Below are 15,600 nucleotides of genomic sequence, written 5' to 3'. Positions count from 1 at the left end.
CGGGCGGCGGGCGGCGCGGTGCGGGGCGACCATGGGCTGAGGGACGCCCGTGAGTCCCCGTTCCCGCGACGACGTGACCGCCGATCCGAGGAGGGTCCCGTGACCGAGCAGGTGCTGGCGAGCTGGCGCGAGGGTCCGGCCAGGCGGGCGGTGCTGGACCACCTCCGCGGGGCGACGACGCCGGGGGCTTCGTTCGTCGAGCCGGCCGACCGGATCGCCACCTTCGACAACGACGGCACGCTGTGGGTCGAGCAGCCGCTGCCGCCGCAGTTCGACTTCGTGTTCCGCGCCTGGGAGCAGGAGGTGGAGGCCGACCCCGCACTCGCGCAACGGCAGCCGTACAAGGCGCTCGTGGAGCGGGACCAGGGGTTCTTCGAGGGCCTGGCCACGCAGGAGCCGGAGGCGGTGGCGAGCCTGCTGGAGGCGTTCGCCCGGTCCTGGGCGGGCACCACGCCCGAGGAGTTCGACGCGCGGGTACGGGAGTGGACCAGGACGGTGCGGGACCCGCGGTTCGGCGTGCCGTACGTGGAGCTGGTCTACCGGCCGATGCTGGAGCTGTTCGACCTGCTGCGGGGAGCCGGGTTCCGGGTGTTCGTCTGCTCGGGCGGCGGCCGCGACTTCATGCGGGTGTTCGCCGAGGAGACCTGGGGGATCCCCAGGGAGAACGTCATCGGTTCGGCCGCCGCCTACACCTACACCGACGGCCGGATCGTCCGCTCCCCCGAGCTGCTGGGCGGCCTGGACCTGGGCCCGGGCAAACCCGAGCACATCTTCGCCCACACCGGCCGGCTGCCCGCCTTCGCGGGGGGCAACGCCGACGTCGACATCGAGATGCTCCGCAGCGCCGCGTTCGCCCTGCTCGTCCGGCACGACGACGACCGGCGCGAGTACGCCTACACCAAGGGCGCCGAGGCGTCGCTCGCCACGGCCGAACAGCTCGGCTGGACCGTGGTGAGCATGAAGGACGACTGGACCACACTGTTCTGAGATCGGAGTTCTGAGATCGGACCAGGAGGACCCGATGAGCGACCTGACCGCCGTGGACGTGCTCGTCGACCCGGACGAGGCGACGGTGCGGCACGCCCACGCCTGGAACACCCGGATGCGCGGCAGCGTCCCCGACGGCTTCGCGCTCGACGCCTCCCACCGGCCGCACATCACCACCCTGCAGCGCTACGTCCGGACCGCCGAGCTGGACGACGTGTACGAGGCCGTCCACCGGACCCTGGCCGCGACCGACACCGGTGCGCTCTCCTACCGGGCGGTCGGCATCCGGCACGCAGACTGGGGCGTGCCCGGCCAGGGCCTGGCGGTCATCCTGCTGGAACCCGGTCCGCAGGTCCTCGACCTCCAGGCCGCGCTGCTGGCCGCGGTCTCCCCGTTCACCGGGTCCGGCGGCACCGCCGCCGCCTTCGTCACCGACCCGGGCGGGGGCATCAGCCGGTCCACCCTCGACTGGGTCGACGGGTACGTCCCCGCCCAGATCGGGCCCGGCCGGTACACCGCGCACATCACCGTCGGCTTCGCCACCCTGGCCGACCTCGCGGAAATCGAGGCCGAACCGTTCGACGCTTTCACGGTCCACCCGGCCGCCGTCGCCGTCCACCAGCTCGGGGACAGCGGAGCCGCCCGCCGGCTGCTGCGGAGCTGGCCCACCCCGAACTGACCCGCCCACCCCGAACCGACCGGCCCCGCCCGGGCGGCGGGGTCAGACGACCGGGGCCGGCGGACGTGGCACCAGGATCTCCTCCACCGGGCGGCGCGGGGTGGCGGCACCGGGCGGCCCGTAGCCGAGGCGGAGCACCGCGTGGACGTGGCCGGGGCCTTCCGCCGGGTCACGCAGCGCCCACCTGGTCCCGGCCCATTCGACGGCCTGGTGCAGGACGGTCAGCCGTACGCCGTGCAGGGTGGCGAGCAGCCAGACGTGCTCCAGGGCCTGGCCGCTGCGCAGCCAGTCGGGCGGGGTGTCCGCGCGGGTGGTGAGGGTGCACAGCTGGGGCAGTGCCTCGAAGCGGCGGGTGGGCGGGGCCTCGCCGGGCCGGTACGGCGGCGGGCCGGCGAACTCCCGCATCGGGATGCGCGCGTCGTGGTCCTGCGGTCCCAGGGCGGACAGCGGGATGCCGTCGGCGGCCCCGGACCCTGCGCGCAGCCAGCCCCTGGTCTCGGCCAGCCGGCCGGGGTCGGCGGTGAGCCGGTGCTCGGCCTCGTCGGTCAGCTCGAGCACCCGGCGCACCGCGGCCTCCTCGAGCGGGGCGAACTCCACGCCCTCCGCCGCGGCGGCGGCGGCCAGTTCACCGAGGACGGACTCCGGCACGTCCCGGTTGGCGAACGGTTCGCGGCTGGAGTGGCGGAGGGTGATCGCGGCATCGAGCCGGGCGAGCCCGGCCGGCTCGGCGCGGTCGTCCGCTACGGCTGACGGTACGACAGCGCGCCCGGCAGGCACGGCGGCCAGGGTGACGACGGCCAGCAGGTCGGGTTCGGCCGGGTCCGGCAGCATCCGTACGCGGGCCGTCCGCCCGAGGCGGGCCGCGGCGGCCACCCGGAGGTTGAACACGGCGGCTCCGACGGAGACGTGCAGCGCGGCGCCGTCCGGATCGGCGAGCGGTACGGCCCGGCGGCGGTCCGCGTACACGGCGATCCCGGTTCCGTCGGCGGTCGGCCGGAACTGCCAGGGCTGGCTGTTGTGCAGCGACGGGGCGGCGCCCGCGGCGGAGACGAGCAGGCGCAGATCGGCCTGGGTGAGGGCGGGATTGGACATGCTGATCCTCTCCTTACCGGTTGCCTCACCGGTGGCCGCGCGGCGGCGGCGTTCACCCGGATTCGGTACTCCTGAGCCTCCGCCGCCGGCCGGGCCAGGGCCAGGGCCCAAGGGCCCGACCTGCGGGGACCTCCGTCGGACGGGTCAGGCCGGGCCGGTCCGGGGGTCACCAGCCCAAGGTGCCCGGGCCGCCCTTGTACGGGCCGGTGATCTCCGCGGTGATCCACCCTCCGTAGAAGTCGCCGTCCTGGGCGCGCACCGCCTCGCCGTCCACCGTGCAGCGGTCCACCCGTCCCGGGTAGAACGCCAGCAGGTCGCGCAGCTCCCGGTACGCGGGCAGCGGCTGCGGGTAGCTCCACGCCGCCTGCCCGGCACGGCGGGGGCCCGCCGCCAGGTCCCAGTACCGGGCGCGTCCCTTCCACTCGCAGAAGCTCGCCCCCTCGGCCGGGGTGAGCAGTTCGGTGGCGACGTCGCCGGGCGGCAGGTAGTACACCGGCGGATGGCTGGTCTCGAGCACCCGCACCGCGGACCTGGTGGACGCGACCAGCAGGCCGCCGAACCACACCTCGACCAGCCGGCCGGCGGCGGACCTGACCTCCGGCGGGCGCGGGTAGTCCCACACCGACTCCACGGCTCGACCGGCGTCCGTCATCGGGTCCCTCCCCATCGGTACGAGGACACGTCCACCGTGCCCGGCCGGTCGGGGTCGAGCCCGAACGCGGTCCTGAGCCGCGTCAGGCCGCCCCGGATCCGGGACTTGACGGTACCCAGCGGCACGTCGAGCAGCCGCGCGATCTCCCGCTGCGAGTACCCGCCGTAGTACGCCAGCACCACCGCCTCGCGCTGCACCCGGCTCAGGCCCGCGAGGGCGGACCTCACCTCCGCGCCGTCCAGCGAGCGGACCACCTGCTCGTCCGCGGGGTCGCTCCGGCCGCCCGCCGGCGGCTCGCGCAGGGCGCTGCGCCGCTCGCGGTCGGCGGCCGCCCGGGCGGAGCGTACCCGGTCGACGGCGCGGTGGTGGGCGATGGTCAGCACCCAGGCCAGCACCGATCCGTGCTCGGGGCGGTAGGTCGCGGCGGTGCGCCACACCTCGAGCAGCACCTCCTGGGCGACCTCCTCGGCGTGGGCCCGGCTGCGCAGCACGCGCAGCGCGACGCCGTACACCGGTCCGGCGATGGCGCGGTACAGCAGCTCGAAGGCCGCCTCGTCGCCGCCGCCCGAGCGTGCCAGCAGCCGGCGCAGCTCGCCGCCCGGCACCGGCTCCGGTACCGGCCCCGGCCGTTCGGCGGGGGGTGCGGCTGCGCGGGTCTGCGTCGGCGTGGTCACGACGCCACGGTGCAACGGTCCGACCTGATCGGCCCAGTTGCACCGTTTGTGCGGCGGTCGGCCGGGTCGGCTCACGGAAGCGGTGCGGTACCGCTGCGACTGTCGGATCCCGCTCCCGGGGCCGAGGCTGGCACCCGGGCCACGTCCTGCCCGCCGGTCCGCGAGCAAGGGAGCCTGACCATGGATCTGCCCGGCGAACCCCCGCACCGGGGCCCGGAATGACCGGCCCGCGCCCGCACTGGGTCTTCGGCGACCAGCTCGGACCGCACTTCCTCACCCCTGCCGCGGACGGTCCGGGCGGCGACGGCCCGGACCCCGGCGCGCCCGTGGTGATGATCGAGGCCCGGTCGGTGCTGCGCCGGCGGCGCTTCCACCGGGCCAAGGCCCACCTGGTGCTGTCCGCGATGCGCCACGCCGCGGCCGCTCTCGGGGACCGGGTGCGCTACGTGCAGGCCGACACCTACCGCGAGGGCCTGGCCGCGGCGGCCGGACGGCGGCGGGTCACGGTCTGCCATCCGACCTCGCGGGCGGCGCTGCGCCTGGTGGAGGGCCTGCCGCAGGTCACGGTGGTGGCGCCCCGGGGGTTCCTGGTGCCGTTCGCCGACTTCCGCAGGTGGGCCGGGGTTCCGGGCGAACGGCGTCTGCTGCTCGAGGACTTCTACCACCGGGTGCGCCGCGCCGAGGGGTTGCTGCTGGAGCCCGACGGCACCCCGGTCGGAGGCCGGTGGAACCTCGACCGGGACAACCGCGAGCCGCCGCCGAGGGGTGCGGCCACCCTGCCGGTGCCGCCGCCGTTCGAGCCTCGGGAGGACGAGATCGACGACGGGGTGCGGGCCGATCTGGACCGGTGGGAGCGGGCCGGGGAGGTGGCGTTCGTCGGCCGGGACGGCCCGCGCCGTTTCGCCGCGACCCGGTCCGAGGCCGAGCAGGCGCTCGGCCATTTCGTCGCCCACCGCCTCGCCGACTTCGGCCGCTACGAGGACGCCGTGCTGGGCGCCGATCCGTGGATGGCCCACAGCGCCCTGTCCGTCCCGCTCAACCTCGGGCTGCTCGACCCGGGTGAGTGCGTGCGCGCCGCCGAGGCCGCGTACCGCGAGGGGGCGGTCCCGCTCAACAGCGCGGAGGGGTTCGTGCGGCAGGTCGCGGGCTGGCGCGAGTACGTCTGGCAGCTGTACTGGCACCTGGGCGCCGAGTACCGCGACGCCAACCGGCTGGGCCACCACGAGCCGTTGCCCGCCTGGTTCCGGGAGCTCAACGCGGAGGCGGTCACCGCCCGCTGCCTGGCCCGCACCCTGGCCGAGGTCCGCGACCGCGGCTGGGTCCACCACATCCCGCGCCTGATGATCCTCGGCAACTGGGCGCTGCAGCACGGCTGGGACCCGCGCGAGCTCACCGACTGGTTCCACCGCTGCTTCGTCGACGGCTACGACTGGGTGATGGCCGCCAACGTCATCGGCATGTCCCAGTACGCCGACGGCGGGCTGATCACCACCAAGCCCTACACCGCCGGCGGCGCGTACCTGCACCGCATGAGCGACCACTGCGGCCCGTGCCGCTACCGGCCCACCGACCGGCTCGGCCGGTACGCCTGCCCCTTCACCACCGGCTACTGGGCGTTCGTGGACCGCCACCGCGACCTGCTCGCCGCCAACCACCGCACCTCCCGCGCGGTCGCGGGCCTGCGCCGCCTGGACGGGCTCCCCGAACTCCTGGCCGCCGAACGCGCCCGCGGCCAGGCCCCGCCGTGACCGTCCGGCCCGGCGGGGGGCTACCCGACCGGGTCGCCGGGGGCGTGGGTGATGATCTCGTACAGGCCGTGGGCCACCTTGCGGAACCGGCCGCCGACGGACCGGGCCAGGCGGGCCCGCTGCACGTCCATCGGGTCGATCGCGACGCCCGGCGGCACTTCCACGTACTCGTGGACCAGTGCAACGTCCTCGGGAGTCAGCGTGCTGTCGGACATCCGGCCACCTCCGCGTCGACGGGGCTCCTCACCTCCAGCGTCCGGGACCACCGGGCCCGGACCACCCGCAACCATCCTGCATCGATTCCCCGCACCGCTTCCCCGCACCGACCTGCGGGCCCCGGCAGCGCCGCTGCCCTCGCCACGCAGCCGCTACCGGGGCCGGGCCGCCACCCGGCCCTCGGGGCGGCCGGGCCACCAGAAGCGCCGGCCGGTGAGGAGGACCAGCGCGGGGACGAGGACGGTCCGCACCAGCAGGGTGTCCAGCAGGACCCCGATGCCGACGATGACCCCGATCTGGGTGAGCGTGATCAGCGGGAGGACGCCGAGGACCGCGAAGACGGCGGCGAGCAGGACGCCGGCGCTGGTGATGACGCCGCCGGTGGAGGCCAGGGCGCGCAGCACGGCGCGGCGGGTGTCGTGCCCGGCCAAGGTGTCCTCGCGGGTGCGGGCGATCAGGAAGATGTTGTAGTCCACGCCCAGCGCGACGAGGAACAGGAACGACAGCAGCGGGACGTTCGTGTCCAGGGCCGGGAAGTGGTACACGGCGCGGAACAGCAGCCAACTCGCCCCGAGGGCGGCGAAGTAGGAGGCGATGACGGTCGCGACGAGCAGCACCGGGGCGACCAGCGCGCGCAGCAGGAGGACCAGGACGGCCAGCACGATGGCCAGGACCAGCGGGACGACGACCCGGGTGTCACGGGCGTTGGCCCGGGCCGTGTCGTAGGCCTCCGCGCTCGGGCCGCCGACCAGGGCGTCGGCTCCGGGGATCCGTCCGAGATCCGTGCGCAGCTGCTCGATGGTGCGGTCCGACTCGGCGGTGCCGGGGGCCGCGACCAGGACGGCCTGGGCGGTGGCGTACCGGTCGGTGGCCGGGCCCTCGGTGACGGAGGCGACGCCGGGCACCCGGCGGGCGGCGTCGAGGACCTGGCCCGCCGCGCCGCGGGTGGCCGTGAGGGTGAGCGGGGCGGCGGACCCGGCGGGTTGGACCGCGGCGAGGGTCCGCTGCCCGAGGACCGCCTCCGGGGTCCTGCGGAAGGAGTCGGACTGCGCAAGGCCGGTGTGCAGGCCGAGCGCCCCGGAGGCGAGCAGGACGAGGACCGCGCTGCCGGCGGCCGCCGTACAGGCGGGGTGTCCGGCGACGGCCTGGCCGATGCGCGCCCAGACTCCGTGCCGGTCCGCGGCGACCGGCTCGCCGACCTTGGGAACCAGGGGCCAGAAGAGCCGGCGTCCGGGCAGGACGAGGGCGGCGGGCAGGACCAGCAGCCCGAAGACCATGGCGGTGAGGATGCCGACGGCTCCGGCGAATCCGAGGCCGCGGTTGCCGGTGAGTTGGGCGGCGAGCAGGGTGAGCAGGCTGAGGACGACGGTGGTGCCGCTCGCGACGACGGCGGGGGCGGTGCCGCGCCAGGCCCGGGCCATGGCGGTGAACCGGTCGTCGGTGCGGCGGAGTTCGTCGCGGTAGCGGGAGACGAGGAGCAGCGCGTAGTCGGTGCCGGCGCCGAAGACCAGCACGGAGAGGATGCCGGCGGCGGAGGCGTCGACCACGACGCCGGCGTGCGGGGCGAGGGCGCCGACCAGCAGGCCCGCGGTGCGGTCGGCCGCGCCGACGACCAGCAGCGGGACCAGCCACAGGACCGGACTGCGGTAGGTGATCAACAGCAGGACGGCGACGACGGAGGCGGTGGCGATCAGCAGGCTGACGTCGGCGCCGGCGAAGACCTGGGCGATGTCGGCGCGGAACGCGGGGCCGCCGGTGACCTCGGCGCGCAGCGGTGCGGGCAGGTCGGCGGCGGCGGTCCGGCGGATCAGGTCGACCGTGGCGGTGTTCGAGTCGTCGGGGGCGTCGGTGCGCAGGAGGACGGCGACGGTGGCGACCTTGTCCTGGACGGTCCGAGGGCGGGCGGCCTCGGGGGCGAGCCCCAGGGCGCCGAGGGCCGAGGCGCGCTCGGTGATCAGGGTGCGCTGGGCGTCGGTGAGCGGGCTGCCGTCGGTGGTGCTGTAGACGACGACGGCGGGCGCCGCCGCGCCGGTCGGGAGGGTCTTGAGGATCTCGGCGACCTCGGCGGACTGGGACCCGGCGGGCAGCGCGGCCCCGGTGGCCCGGGTGGTCGTCGCGTCGGCGGGCCCGAGGGCGAACGCGGCGCCGAGGCCGAGGACGGTGAGCAGGAGGACGATCCAGGCCGTCACGCGGGGCCGTCCCGGGCTGCCGGCGGGGACGGGCGGCCGGGCGGGAGCGGACAGCCGGGCAGGGCCGGCCGGGCTTCGTGACACGGGGCGCAGCCTCATTCGCAAGTAGTTAAGTAACTTAGCGATAGTCACCGTGCCAGAATTCCCGGTATGGCGCAACGTCCACCCACCGGACCGGGCGGCGCGGCGGGCCCCTCCGACGGGCCAGCCCCGCCACCGGCAGGCGACGAACTCTCCCAGGCCCTGCGTGAGGTACTGACCCTCACCCAGCTGGCCCGGGCCACCCTCGCGGAGCGCCTGGAGATGCCCCTGACCAACGTCGAAGCGGTCGAGCACGTGGTCATGGCCAGGGCCGCGGGCGAGCCGATCGGCCCCGCCGCGCTCTCACGCCGACTCGGCGTCACCACCGCGGCCGGCACCCAGTCGGTGAACAGGCTGGTCGCCGAGGGCCACCTCACCCGCGAGCCGCACCCCAGCGACGGGCGCCGCCAGGTCCTCGACGTCACCGCGGACGGCTTCCACCACGTGATGGGCGAACTCGCCCCCCTGCTGCGCCTGCTCCACCAGGCCGGCGAGGATCTCGACGACCACGACCGGGCCGCCGCACGGCGCTACCTCCTGAACGTGGCCGACGCCTACCGCACCTACCTGGCCGCCGACCCGGGGGCCGCCGGGCCGGGCTGAGCACACCGGTCGCGGCACCGTCGCGCACGGGTGGACGGCGGTGGAGCCGGGACGGCCGCGAGCACGACGCACTGATTCCGCGACAACTCGGCTTCGCGGAGCCGTTCGACGGCCTGTACCGCACCTGGCGATCCCGCCTGCCGACCGGGGCCGCGCCCGGACGCGCCGTCACGTGCCCGGCCGCCGCGGCCGTCACCCGGCTGCGACGATCTCCACGCCGAGTGCCTCGAGTTGCCCGATCACCGGGTCGCGGGGGTCGGCGTCGGTGATCACGCCGTCGACCTTCGCCCACGGCAGCACCCGGAACTGCGAGGCCGTACCGATCTTCTCGGACGAGGCGAGGATGTAGGTGTCCGCGGCCCGCGCGGCGAGCGCCCGCTTCATCGCCGCCTCCTCCGCGTCCGCGGTGGTCAGTCCCGCCTCGGGGTGCACGCCGGTGACGCCGAGCAGGCAGAGGTCGGCCGAGACGTTCTGCGCGGCCTCGACCGCCGCGGCCCCGCAGGCGACCGCCGAGTGCTTGAAGACCCGGCCCCCGAGGAGGAAGAGCTCCGCCCGCGGATGCTCGAGCAGGGCGACGGCGATCGTCGGACTGTGGGTGATCACCGTGCAGGCGAGGTCCGGCGGGAGGGCGTGGGCGACGGCGAGGGCCGTGGTGCCGCCGTCCAGGATCAGCGTGCCGCCCGGCCGCACCAGCGCGGCCGCCGCCGCGGCGACCTTCCGCTTGCCGTCCGGGGCCAGCTGCTGCCGGGCGGCGTAGTCCACCACCGCCGGCGAAGCCGGGAGCGCGCCGCCGTACACCCGTTGGCACAGCCCCTCGGCGGCGAGGTCGCGCAGGTCGCGCCGCACGCTGTCCTCGGAGATGCCCAGGTCGGCGGCGACGTCCTTGGCGACGACCTTGCCCTCGCGGGCGAGCAGACCGAGCAGGTGGTCGCGCCGTTCAGCAGCCAGCATGCGTATTCTCTCCTGTTCTTGCACGTTTCTGCATGTATCGTAGCGCGTATGACCGACAAGCCCATGCTCATCCTGATCGCCGGCCCGTACCGCTCCGGCACCGGCGGCGACCCGCAGGCCATGGCCGCCAACCTGGCCCGGCTCGAGGCCGCCGCCTGGCCCGTCTTCGCCGCCGGGCACGTCCCCGTGATCGGGGAGTGGATCGCCCTGCCCGTCCTGCGCTCCGCCGGCGCCGGACCCACCGATCCGCTGGCCGACCAGGTCCTCCACCCGACCGCCGACCGCCTGCTCGCCCACTGCGACGCCGTCCTGCGCCTGCCCGGTGCCTCCGTCGGCGCCGACCAGGACGTCGCCACCGCCCGCCGCCGCGGCCTGCCCGTCTACCAGGACGCGGCCGAGATCCCCCACCGCACCCCGCAGGTGACCGCGTGACCGGCCGCCCCGGGATCGACGTCCCGGACCACCGCGGCCGCACCGGCCTCGACCGGGCCGGACGCGACCTGGACCGCAACCCCGCCGTCCGGGTCCGGGACGTCGAACTCACCTCCCGGGGCTGGCACGTCCTGCGCCGCACCACCTTCGACTTCCGGCGCCGCGACGGACGTTGGGAGACCCAGCAGCGCGAGACCTACGACCGCGGCAACGGCGCCGTCGTGCTGCCGTACGACACCGGGCGCGGCTGCGTGCTGCTCACCCGTCAGTTCCGCTACCCGGTCTACGTCAACGGCCACCCCGACGGCATGGTCGTCGAGGCCGCCGCGGGACTGCTCGACGCGGACGACCCCGCGACCGCGATCCGGCGCGAGAGCGCCGAGGAGCTCGGCGTCACCCTCGGACCGCTCACCCACGTCCTGGACGCCTACATGAGCCCCGGCTCCGTCACCGAGCGCCTGCACTTCTTCGCCGCCGCCTACACCCCGGCCGACCGGACCGGGACCGGCGGCGGACTCGAGGAGGACGGCGAGGACATCGAGGTCCTCGAACTGCCCTTCGCCGAGGCCCTCGCCATGACCCGCGACGGACGCATCACCGACGCCAAGACCGTCATGCTCCTGCAGTGGGCCGCACTCGACGGTCCGTTCGCCCCGGCGACGGCTCACCGCTGACGCCACCGCCCGCCTCGGCGGCGGTCAGGCTGCTGCGGGCCGGTGGCGCTGCGGACCGGTGGCGGTGAGGTACGCCGACCGGAGTGCCCGGCGCCGGGGGTGCACCACCGTCCGCTACCGCCTCGGTCCGGCGACGGCGTACAGCGCGGTGCCGACCGCCAGCAGGGCCCACGCGGTGGCGGTCGAAGCAGCCGTGCCCGGAGGCGCGACCATCCAGCCGACCACCTTGCCCGCGGTGCCGCCGGGAGCCGGGGCGAGCAGGGAGTACGCGAGCCAGCCGGTCGGCAGGCTCCATGCGAACGGGGCCCCGCACAGCACCGCCCCGAGCGCGGCGAGGCCGGCCAGGCCGGCGCTGTCGCGGACGATGAGCGAGGCCGGGGCGAGGTCGGGCCCCGCGGCCCGGACCGCGAGCAGCACCGCACCCGCGGCCGTCCCGATCACCAGCACGTGGGCTGCCCGGCGGGGGATCCACCGGATCGCCGCGGTCCTGTCCAGCAGGTCGTCCGGCCCGCCGAGTCCGATGGCGGCGGCCGCCACGTTCGTGGCGAGGGCCAGGAGCACGATCCCCAGGTCCGTCGGGCCCCGGCCGCTGCCGTGGGCGAAGGCCAGCACCGCCAGTGCCACGAGTGCGGCCGCGGCCGCCGAGGTCGGCACCTGCCGTGAGCGCGCGTACAGCGTCAGCCACCTCATGGGGACGGCTCCCCGGTGAGTGCCGCGTGCTTGTCCTCGCAGGAGAGCGCGGCGGCGTGCGCGCCGGCGATCCGCGAGCGCTGCTCGGCCGGCGGCAGGGCCGTCAGCTTCGCCCAGGATGCTTCGGCGCCCGCCCAGCGGTACTGCGAGTACGTGTCGGGCTTCTGCAGCGGCTGGAGCCGGTGATCGCCCAGCGCCCAGCTCGCGGCGATGCTCTGGAGCGGGACGTCGGCCAGCCCGCCGCTCTCCCAGGGGGTGCGCGGTGCGCAGTTCGGCACCAGGCCCTGGGCGAGCAGGACGCGGGTCAGTGCGTCGCCCGAGGCCCCGGCGATCAGCGGGTCGTCGAAGTCGACCAGGACGACGCCACCGGTGAGTTCGCGCGGGTCGCCGAGCGCGCGCAAGGCGGTGTTCTCCCGGATCTCCGTCGGGGCCTGCCCGCCCAGGGCGTCGCGCATCAGGCGCAGCGCCTCCCTGCCGCGCACCGCGAGTTCGGGCAGGTGCGAGCGGTTCGCCCGGGTCACGCACACCGGGCCGTCGCAGACCATGGCCGCGGCGGCCTTGTCGACGACGTAGGTGCCGTGTGCGTCCGCGGGGAGGACCAGCAGGGCCAGGACCGCACCGGCCAGCGCGGGGACGGCTGCGAGCAGCCGCGCCCGCTTGCCCGCGGCCGACAGCAGCGCGAGTCCGGTGGCGAGCAGACCGAGCAGCCACAGGGCCTGGCCCAGGTCCACCGACGCGGACAGGGTCAGCAGCAGCTGCCTCGGTTGCGCGGTCGCCGGGGACAGCAGGGCGATCCGGCTGGGCACCGACGGCAGTCCCTCCTCCGCGTTCTGCTGCAGGATCATGCACGCCATCAGGAGCGTCAGCACCAGGACCGGCGGGGTGAGCACCGACGGCAGGGCCCGCGCGATGCCCATGCCGAACACGGCGGCGGCGACCAGCGCCAGCACCGCCACCAGCGAGATCGGCAGCCAGCCGAGCGGCAGGTAGGTGGTGGGGCCGAGAGCGACCCGGACCGCGCCCACGGCGGTGAGGAGGCCGAAACCCGCCGCCAGCGGGAGCGCCATCGCGCCGGCCGACAGCGTCGCGCGCCGCCAGGCCGGGCGCGGGGTGGTCGCCACCAGTTCGGTCATCCGCGAGCGGGACTCGCGCAGCCCGTGCACCGCGCCGAGGCCCGCCGCGAGGGGCCACCAGTAGAGCAGCCAGGACCGGGTCCACAGGGCCATGGGGGTCCAGTGGGCCGTCCACCCGGCGGTGCCGCGCCACCAGATTCCGTCGAACAGGAAGAAGATCGCCAGGCTGCCTGCGAGAACGACGAGGCCGGGCCACGGGGCGGCCGACCGCTTGAGCTCGGTACCGAGCAGACGCCGGTTCACCAGACACCCCCCTGGCGCCCGGAGCCCTGGAGGAGCGCCGAGTAGCCGCGCTCCAGCGGGCTGTCGCCGGGGTGTTCGGGGCGGCCCGCGGCGGCCAGGTCCTGCGGCGTGCCCTGGAAGACCAGTCGGCCGTTGGCGAAGAGCACCACGTCGCTGCAGGCGGCGGCGACGTCCTCGACCAGGTGGGTGGAGACCACCACGCAGGTGTCGCGGCCCAGTTCCTGCAGCAGCTCGCGGAAGCGCAGCCGCTGTGCGGGGTCGAGGCCTGCGGTCGGTTCGTCCAGGAGCAGCAGGACGGGGTCGTTGACGATGGCCTGGGCGATGCCGGCGCGGCGCACCATGCCGCCGGACAGCGTCTTCATCCGGTGGTCGGCGCGGTCGGCGAGGCCCACCCGCTCCACGGCCCGTTGGACGGCTGCGGGGATGTCGGCCTTGGGGACCTCCTTCAACCAGGCCATGTACTCGACGAACTCACGGACCGTGAACCGCTTGTAGTAGCCGAAGTCCTGCGGCAGGTAGCCGATGCGGCGGCGCAGGGCCCGCAGGTCGCCCTGGGCGCTCATGCGGGTGCCGCACAGTTCCAGTTCCCCTTCGGCGGGGCGCAGCACGGTGGCCAGTGAGCGGATCAGGGTGGTCTTTCCGGCCCCGTTGGGTCCCAGGAGCCCGTGGGCGCCGGTGCCGAGGGCGAGGTCGAGTCCGTCGACGGCCATCTTCTTGCGGCCGGCCCGGACCTTCAGGCCGGTGGCCCGGATTTCCCAGGCGTAGGTCTTCGGCGCGGTGTCGGCCGCGCTCGTTGCGGGTGTCATGCGGCGGTCCCTTTCGGGGGTCGACGGTGGTTTCACAGGGTCGAGTAGGCGTTTCGGCGGGCGATCACGGCGCCGGTGCCGAGCACGAGGAGCAGACCCCAGACCGGGAGCTGGTCCGGGTGCAGGACGGCGGGGAGACGGCCGGCGAACCACGCGGGTGCCGCGATGACGACGACCCAGGCGGTCACCAGCGCGACGGCCGCGCGGGTCACCCCGATGACGCTGCCCAGCGCCAGGGCGGTGGAGGTGAACGCCAAGGAGGGCAGCAGCCACTGGGCGGCCGTCATGGCCCCGGTGAGCCAGCCGCCCGCGAGGAGCGCCGGCACCACCACGGCCAGGGCGGTGGTGGCGCGCCGGAGGAGCAGGGGCAGGCCGGCCCGGGCGGTGGAGGCGGTCAGTTCGTGCGCCGGGTCCAGCGCGCGCGACCACGACGCGGCGACCGCGCACAGCGGCAGCACCGGCGCGACCAGGACGACGAGCTGGGCGCCCCCCAGGTGCATCGGCGGCGCGGCCACGGCCAGCAGCAGTGCCAGCAGGGTGATGCCGAGGATCATGGCCAGCCACGGCGCCATGACCGGGGCCAGCCAGGCCGGTACCCACCCGGGGCGGCGGCGCCAGGAGGTCGCCGGGGCGGCCGCGTCCAGCTGCGGTTCCAACCCGGCCCGCACGGTGGCGACGAGCGCGGCGATGTCGGGTGCCTCGGTGGCCACGGACGTCGCCAGGCGGCCGCGGCACGGGGCGCAGGTCTCCAGATGGGCCTCCAGGGCCCACAGGGTGTCGGCGGCGATCGTCGTGTCACCGCGTGCGTAGTCGTCGATCAGACGCATCGAGGCGTGTTCGCCGCTCATGCCAGTGCCTCCCGCATTGCGATCCGGGCCCGGCGGGCGCGGGTCTTGACCGTGCCTTCGGGCAGGTGCAGCAGCACGGCGGTCTCCCGTACCGTCAGTCCGTCGAGCACCAGGGCCTGTAGGACCTGTCGCAGTTCCGGTGCCAGTTGCCGCAGCGCGTCGCCGATGTCCCCGCCGACGGTGGCGGCCAGTGCCTCGTCCTCCGCCGCGGGTGCCACGGCCCGCTCGGCGGCTGCGGCCGGCGGGTCGGCGTGGTGGGCACGACGCCGGAAGGCGTCCACCAGGCGGCGCGCCGCGATGGTCCACAGCCACCCGACGGCCGTCCCGCCGGCCGCGCTCCCCGCGAACGCGCCGGCGGCGCGCCACACCGCCAGGAAGGTCTCCTGCATGACCTCGGCGACGATCTGCTCGTCCGCGCAGCGGCGGCGCAACCGCACCGCCAGCCATGGCGACGTGCGCCGGTACAACTCGTCGAACGCCCTGCGGTCGCCCCTGGCCACCAGCCGGAGGAGGCGTTCCTCGTCCAGCTCGTCCAGTGCTCTCCTGCGTGATCTCACACCTGCCAGACGGCGTCGGTGCCGTCCAGGTTCTCCGTAATCCGTGACCTCCGTCACAGTGCCGGGCGCGGCGGACGCGTCCCCTCCGGCGGAGCCGGGCGTGACCGGGGTACCCGCCGGGCACACCCGGTCCGCACCACGGCGAGAATCACGTCAACGAGCCGCCACCGCGGACGCGGCTCCCGCTGCTTCTCCCGCTGCTTCTCCCACCGATCGGCCTTCGGACCCACCCACGCCAACGGCAGCAACGGTTCCACCAGCGCCCGCTGCTCGCCCGTCAGGTCCCGGCGGGCATCCCCCGGAACCACTCACCCCAGGCTCGACAACCCCGTCGCCCCCACAGCA

17 protein-coding genes are annotated in these 15,600 nt (G+C 75.4%); 6 read left to right on the top strand and 11 right to left on the bottom strand.

What is annotated here, in order from left to right:
• Positions 1 to 99: 99 nt before the first annotated feature.
• Both AC2TEW_RS05845 and AC2TEW_RS05840 read left to right on the top strand, forming a co-directional pair.
• Complete coding sequence (locus tag AC2TEW_RS05845) at positions 100 to 987, top strand: HAD family hydrolase (RefSeq protein ID WP_484622228.1); 888 nt, start codon at positions 100 to 102, stop codon at positions 985 to 987.
• A 34-nt stretch (positions 988 to 1,021) separates the two neighbouring features.
• Positions 1,022 to 1,666: a hypothetical protein gene (locus AC2TEW_RS05840; RefSeq protein WP_484622227.1), complete on the top strand. Its 645-nt coding sequence runs from the start codon at positions 1,022 to 1,024 to the stop codon at positions 1,664 to 1,666.
• Between the two features lie 42 nt (positions 1,667 to 1,708).
• Here AC2TEW_RS05840 and AC2TEW_RS05835 read toward each other — a convergent pair whose 3' ends face one another.
• The 3 genes from AC2TEW_RS05835 to AC2TEW_RS05825 form a co-directional block, all read right to left on the bottom strand.
• The gene (locus AC2TEW_RS05835) at positions 1,709 to 2,758 is read right to left on the bottom strand and encodes an Acg family FMN-binding oxidoreductase (RefSeq protein ID WP_484622226.1); all 1,050 of its coding nucleotides are present in this window, start codon (positions 2,756 to 2,758) and stop codon (positions 1,709 to 1,711) included.
• Between the two features lie 166 nt (positions 2,759 to 2,924).
• On the bottom strand, positions 2,925 to 3,410 hold the full coding sequence (locus AC2TEW_RS05830) for a DUF427 domain-containing protein (RefSeq protein ID WP_484622225.1): 486 nt from the start codon (positions 3,408 to 3,410) through the stop codon (positions 2,925 to 2,927).
• The gene (locus AC2TEW_RS05825; protein ID WP_484622224.1) at positions 3,407 to 4,084 is read right to left on the bottom strand and encodes a sigma-70 family RNA polymerase sigma factor; all 678 of its coding nucleotides are present in this window, start codon (positions 4,082 to 4,084) and stop codon (positions 3,407 to 3,409) included. Before AC2TEW_RS05825 ends, AC2TEW_RS05830 begins: the two co-directional genes overlap by 4 nt.
• 218 nt (positions 4,085 to 4,302) lie before the next feature.
• Here AC2TEW_RS05825 and AC2TEW_RS05820 point away from each other — a divergent pair, with 218 nt between their 5' ends.
• A complete protein-coding gene (locus tag AC2TEW_RS05820) occupies positions 4,303 to 5,832 on the top strand; it encodes a cryptochrome/photolyase family protein (protein ID WP_484622223.1) in 1,530 nt (509 codons plus the stop codon).
• A gap of 20 nt (positions 5,833 to 5,852) precedes the next feature.
• On the opposite strand, the gene AC2TEW_RS05815 is transcribed toward AC2TEW_RS05820, so the two are convergent.
• On the bottom strand, positions 5,853 to 6,047 hold the full coding sequence (locus AC2TEW_RS05815) for a hypothetical protein (RefSeq protein ID WP_484622222.1): 195 nt from the start codon (positions 6,045 to 6,047) through the stop codon (positions 5,853 to 5,855).
• 153 nt (positions 6,048 to 6,200) lie between these two features.
• Positions 6,201 to 8,237 carry an MMPL family transporter gene (locus AC2TEW_RS05810; RefSeq protein WP_484622221.1) on the bottom strand — a complete coding sequence of 679 codons (2,037 nt, stop codon included), beginning with the start codon at positions 8,235 to 8,237 and terminating at the stop codon, positions 6,201 to 6,203.
• Between the two features lie 150 nt (positions 8,238 to 8,387).
• Between AC2TEW_RS05810 and AC2TEW_RS05805 the strand changes: the two genes are divergently transcribed.
• Complete coding sequence (locus AC2TEW_RS05805; RefSeq protein ID WP_484622220.1) at positions 8,388 to 8,921, top strand: MarR family winged helix-turn-helix transcriptional regulator; 534 nt, start codon at positions 8,388 to 8,390, stop codon at positions 8,919 to 8,921.
• 192 nt (positions 8,922 to 9,113) lie between these two features.
• On the opposite strand, the gene AC2TEW_RS05800 is transcribed toward AC2TEW_RS05805, so the two are convergent.
• A complete protein-coding gene (locus AC2TEW_RS05800; RefSeq protein ID WP_484622219.1) occupies positions 9,114 to 9,872 on the bottom strand; it encodes a DeoR/GlpR family DNA-binding transcription regulator in 759 nt (252 codons plus the stop codon).
• 48 nt (positions 9,873 to 9,920) lie between these two features.
• On the opposite strand from AC2TEW_RS05800, the gene AC2TEW_RS05795 reads away from it, so the two are divergent.
• The gene (locus AC2TEW_RS05795; RefSeq protein ID WP_484622218.1) at positions 9,921 to 10,304 is read left to right on the top strand and encodes a DUF4406 domain-containing protein; all 384 of its coding nucleotides are present in this window, start codon (positions 9,921 to 9,923) and stop codon (positions 10,302 to 10,304) included.
• The gene (locus AC2TEW_RS05790; RefSeq protein ID WP_484622217.1) at positions 10,301 to 10,978 is read left to right on the top strand and encodes an NUDIX domain-containing protein; all 678 of its coding nucleotides are present in this window, start codon (positions 10,301 to 10,303) and stop codon (positions 10,976 to 10,978) included. Before AC2TEW_RS05795 ends, AC2TEW_RS05790 begins: the two co-directional genes overlap by 4 nt.
• Before the next feature lie 114 nt (positions 10,979 to 11,092).
• Here AC2TEW_RS05790 and AC2TEW_RS05785 read toward each other — a convergent pair whose 3' ends face one another.
• Genes AC2TEW_RS05785 through AC2TEW_RS05765 form a run of 5 tightly spaced genes read right to left on the bottom strand, consistent with a single transcriptional unit; the run spans position 11,093 to position 15,255 of the window.
• The gene (locus AC2TEW_RS05785) at positions 11,093 to 11,668 is read right to left on the bottom strand and encodes a hypothetical protein (protein WP_484622216.1); all 576 of its coding nucleotides are present in this window, start codon (positions 11,666 to 11,668) and stop codon (positions 11,093 to 11,095) included.
• Positions 11,665 to 13,044: a hypothetical protein gene (locus AC2TEW_RS05780; protein WP_484622215.1), complete on the bottom strand. Its 1,380-nt coding sequence runs from the start codon at positions 13,042 to 13,044 to the stop codon at positions 11,665 to 11,667. Before AC2TEW_RS05780 ends, AC2TEW_RS05785 begins: the two co-directional genes overlap by 4 nt.
• Positions 13,041 to 13,850, bottom strand: a complete 810-nt coding sequence (locus AC2TEW_RS05775) for an ABC transporter ATP-binding protein (protein ID WP_484622214.1) — start codon at positions 13,848 to 13,850, stop codon at positions 13,041 to 13,043. Before AC2TEW_RS05775 ends, AC2TEW_RS05780 begins: the two co-directional genes overlap by 4 nt.
• Positions 13,851 to 13,882: 32 nt before the next feature.
• A complete protein-coding gene (locus AC2TEW_RS05770; protein ID WP_484622213.1) occupies positions 13,883 to 14,698 on the bottom strand; it encodes a zf-HC2 domain-containing protein in 816 nt (271 codons plus the stop codon).
• On the bottom strand, positions 14,695 to 15,255 hold the full coding sequence (locus AC2TEW_RS05765) for an RNA polymerase sigma factor (protein ID WP_484622212.1): 561 nt from the start codon (positions 15,253 to 15,255) through the stop codon (positions 14,695 to 14,697). The genes AC2TEW_RS05770 and AC2TEW_RS05765 overlap by 4 nt, the downstream gene beginning before the upstream one ends.
• Positions 15,256 to 15,600: the final 345 nt, after the last annotated feature.

This window comes from Kitasatospora sp. NEAU-CNBT7 (genome assembly GCF_057220535.1).
The sequence above is the reverse complement of the archived record's forward strand: the minus strand, read 5'-3'. Positions and strand labels throughout refer to the sequence as shown.

What these genes read in the sequence shown, in the direction of transcription:
- AC2TEW_RS05815 (WP_484622222.1), bottom strand. Translation starts at nt 6,047, where the DNA reads ATGTCCGACAGCACGCTGACTCCCGAGGACGTTGCACTGGTCCACGAG.
- AC2TEW_RS05775 (WP_484622214.1), bottom strand. Translation starts at nt 13,850, where the DNA reads ATGACACCCGCAACGAGCGCGGCCGACACCGCGCCGAAGACCTACGCC.
- AC2TEW_RS05830 (WP_484622225.1), bottom strand. Translation starts at nt 3,410, where the DNA reads ATGACGGACGCCGGTCGAGCCGTGGAGTCGGTGTGGGACTACCCGCGC.
- AC2TEW_RS05820 (WP_484622223.1), top strand. Translation starts at nt 4,303, where the DNA reads ATGACCGGCCCGCGCCCGCACTGGGTCTTCGGCGACCAGCTCGGACCG.
- AC2TEW_RS05770 (WP_484622213.1), bottom strand. Translation starts at nt 14,698, where the DNA reads ATGAGCGGCGAACACGCCTCGATGCGTCTGATCGACGACTACGCACGC.
- AC2TEW_RS05835 (WP_484622226.1), bottom strand. Translation starts at nt 2,758, where the DNA reads ATGTCCAATCCCGCCCTCACCCAGGCCGATCTGCGCCTGCTCGTCTCC.
- AC2TEW_RS05840 (WP_484622227.1), top strand. Translation starts at nt 1,022, where the DNA reads ATGAGCGACCTGACCGCCGTGGACGTGCTCGTCGACCCGGACGAGGCG.
- AC2TEW_RS05785 (WP_484622216.1), bottom strand. Translation starts at nt 11,668, where the DNA reads ATGAGGTGGCTGACGCTGTACGCGCGCTCACGGCAGGTGCCGACCTCG.
- AC2TEW_RS05805 (WP_484622220.1), top strand. Translation starts at nt 8,388, where the DNA reads ATGGCGCAACGTCCACCCACCGGACCGGGCGGCGCGGCGGGCCCCTCC.
- AC2TEW_RS05800 (WP_484622219.1), bottom strand. Translation starts at nt 9,872, where the DNA reads ATGCTGGCTGCTGAACGGCGCGACCACCTGCTCGGTCTGCTCGCCCGC.
- AC2TEW_RS05795 (WP_484622218.1), top strand. Translation starts at nt 9,921, where the DNA reads ATGACCGACAAGCCCATGCTCATCCTGATCGCCGGCCCGTACCGCTCC.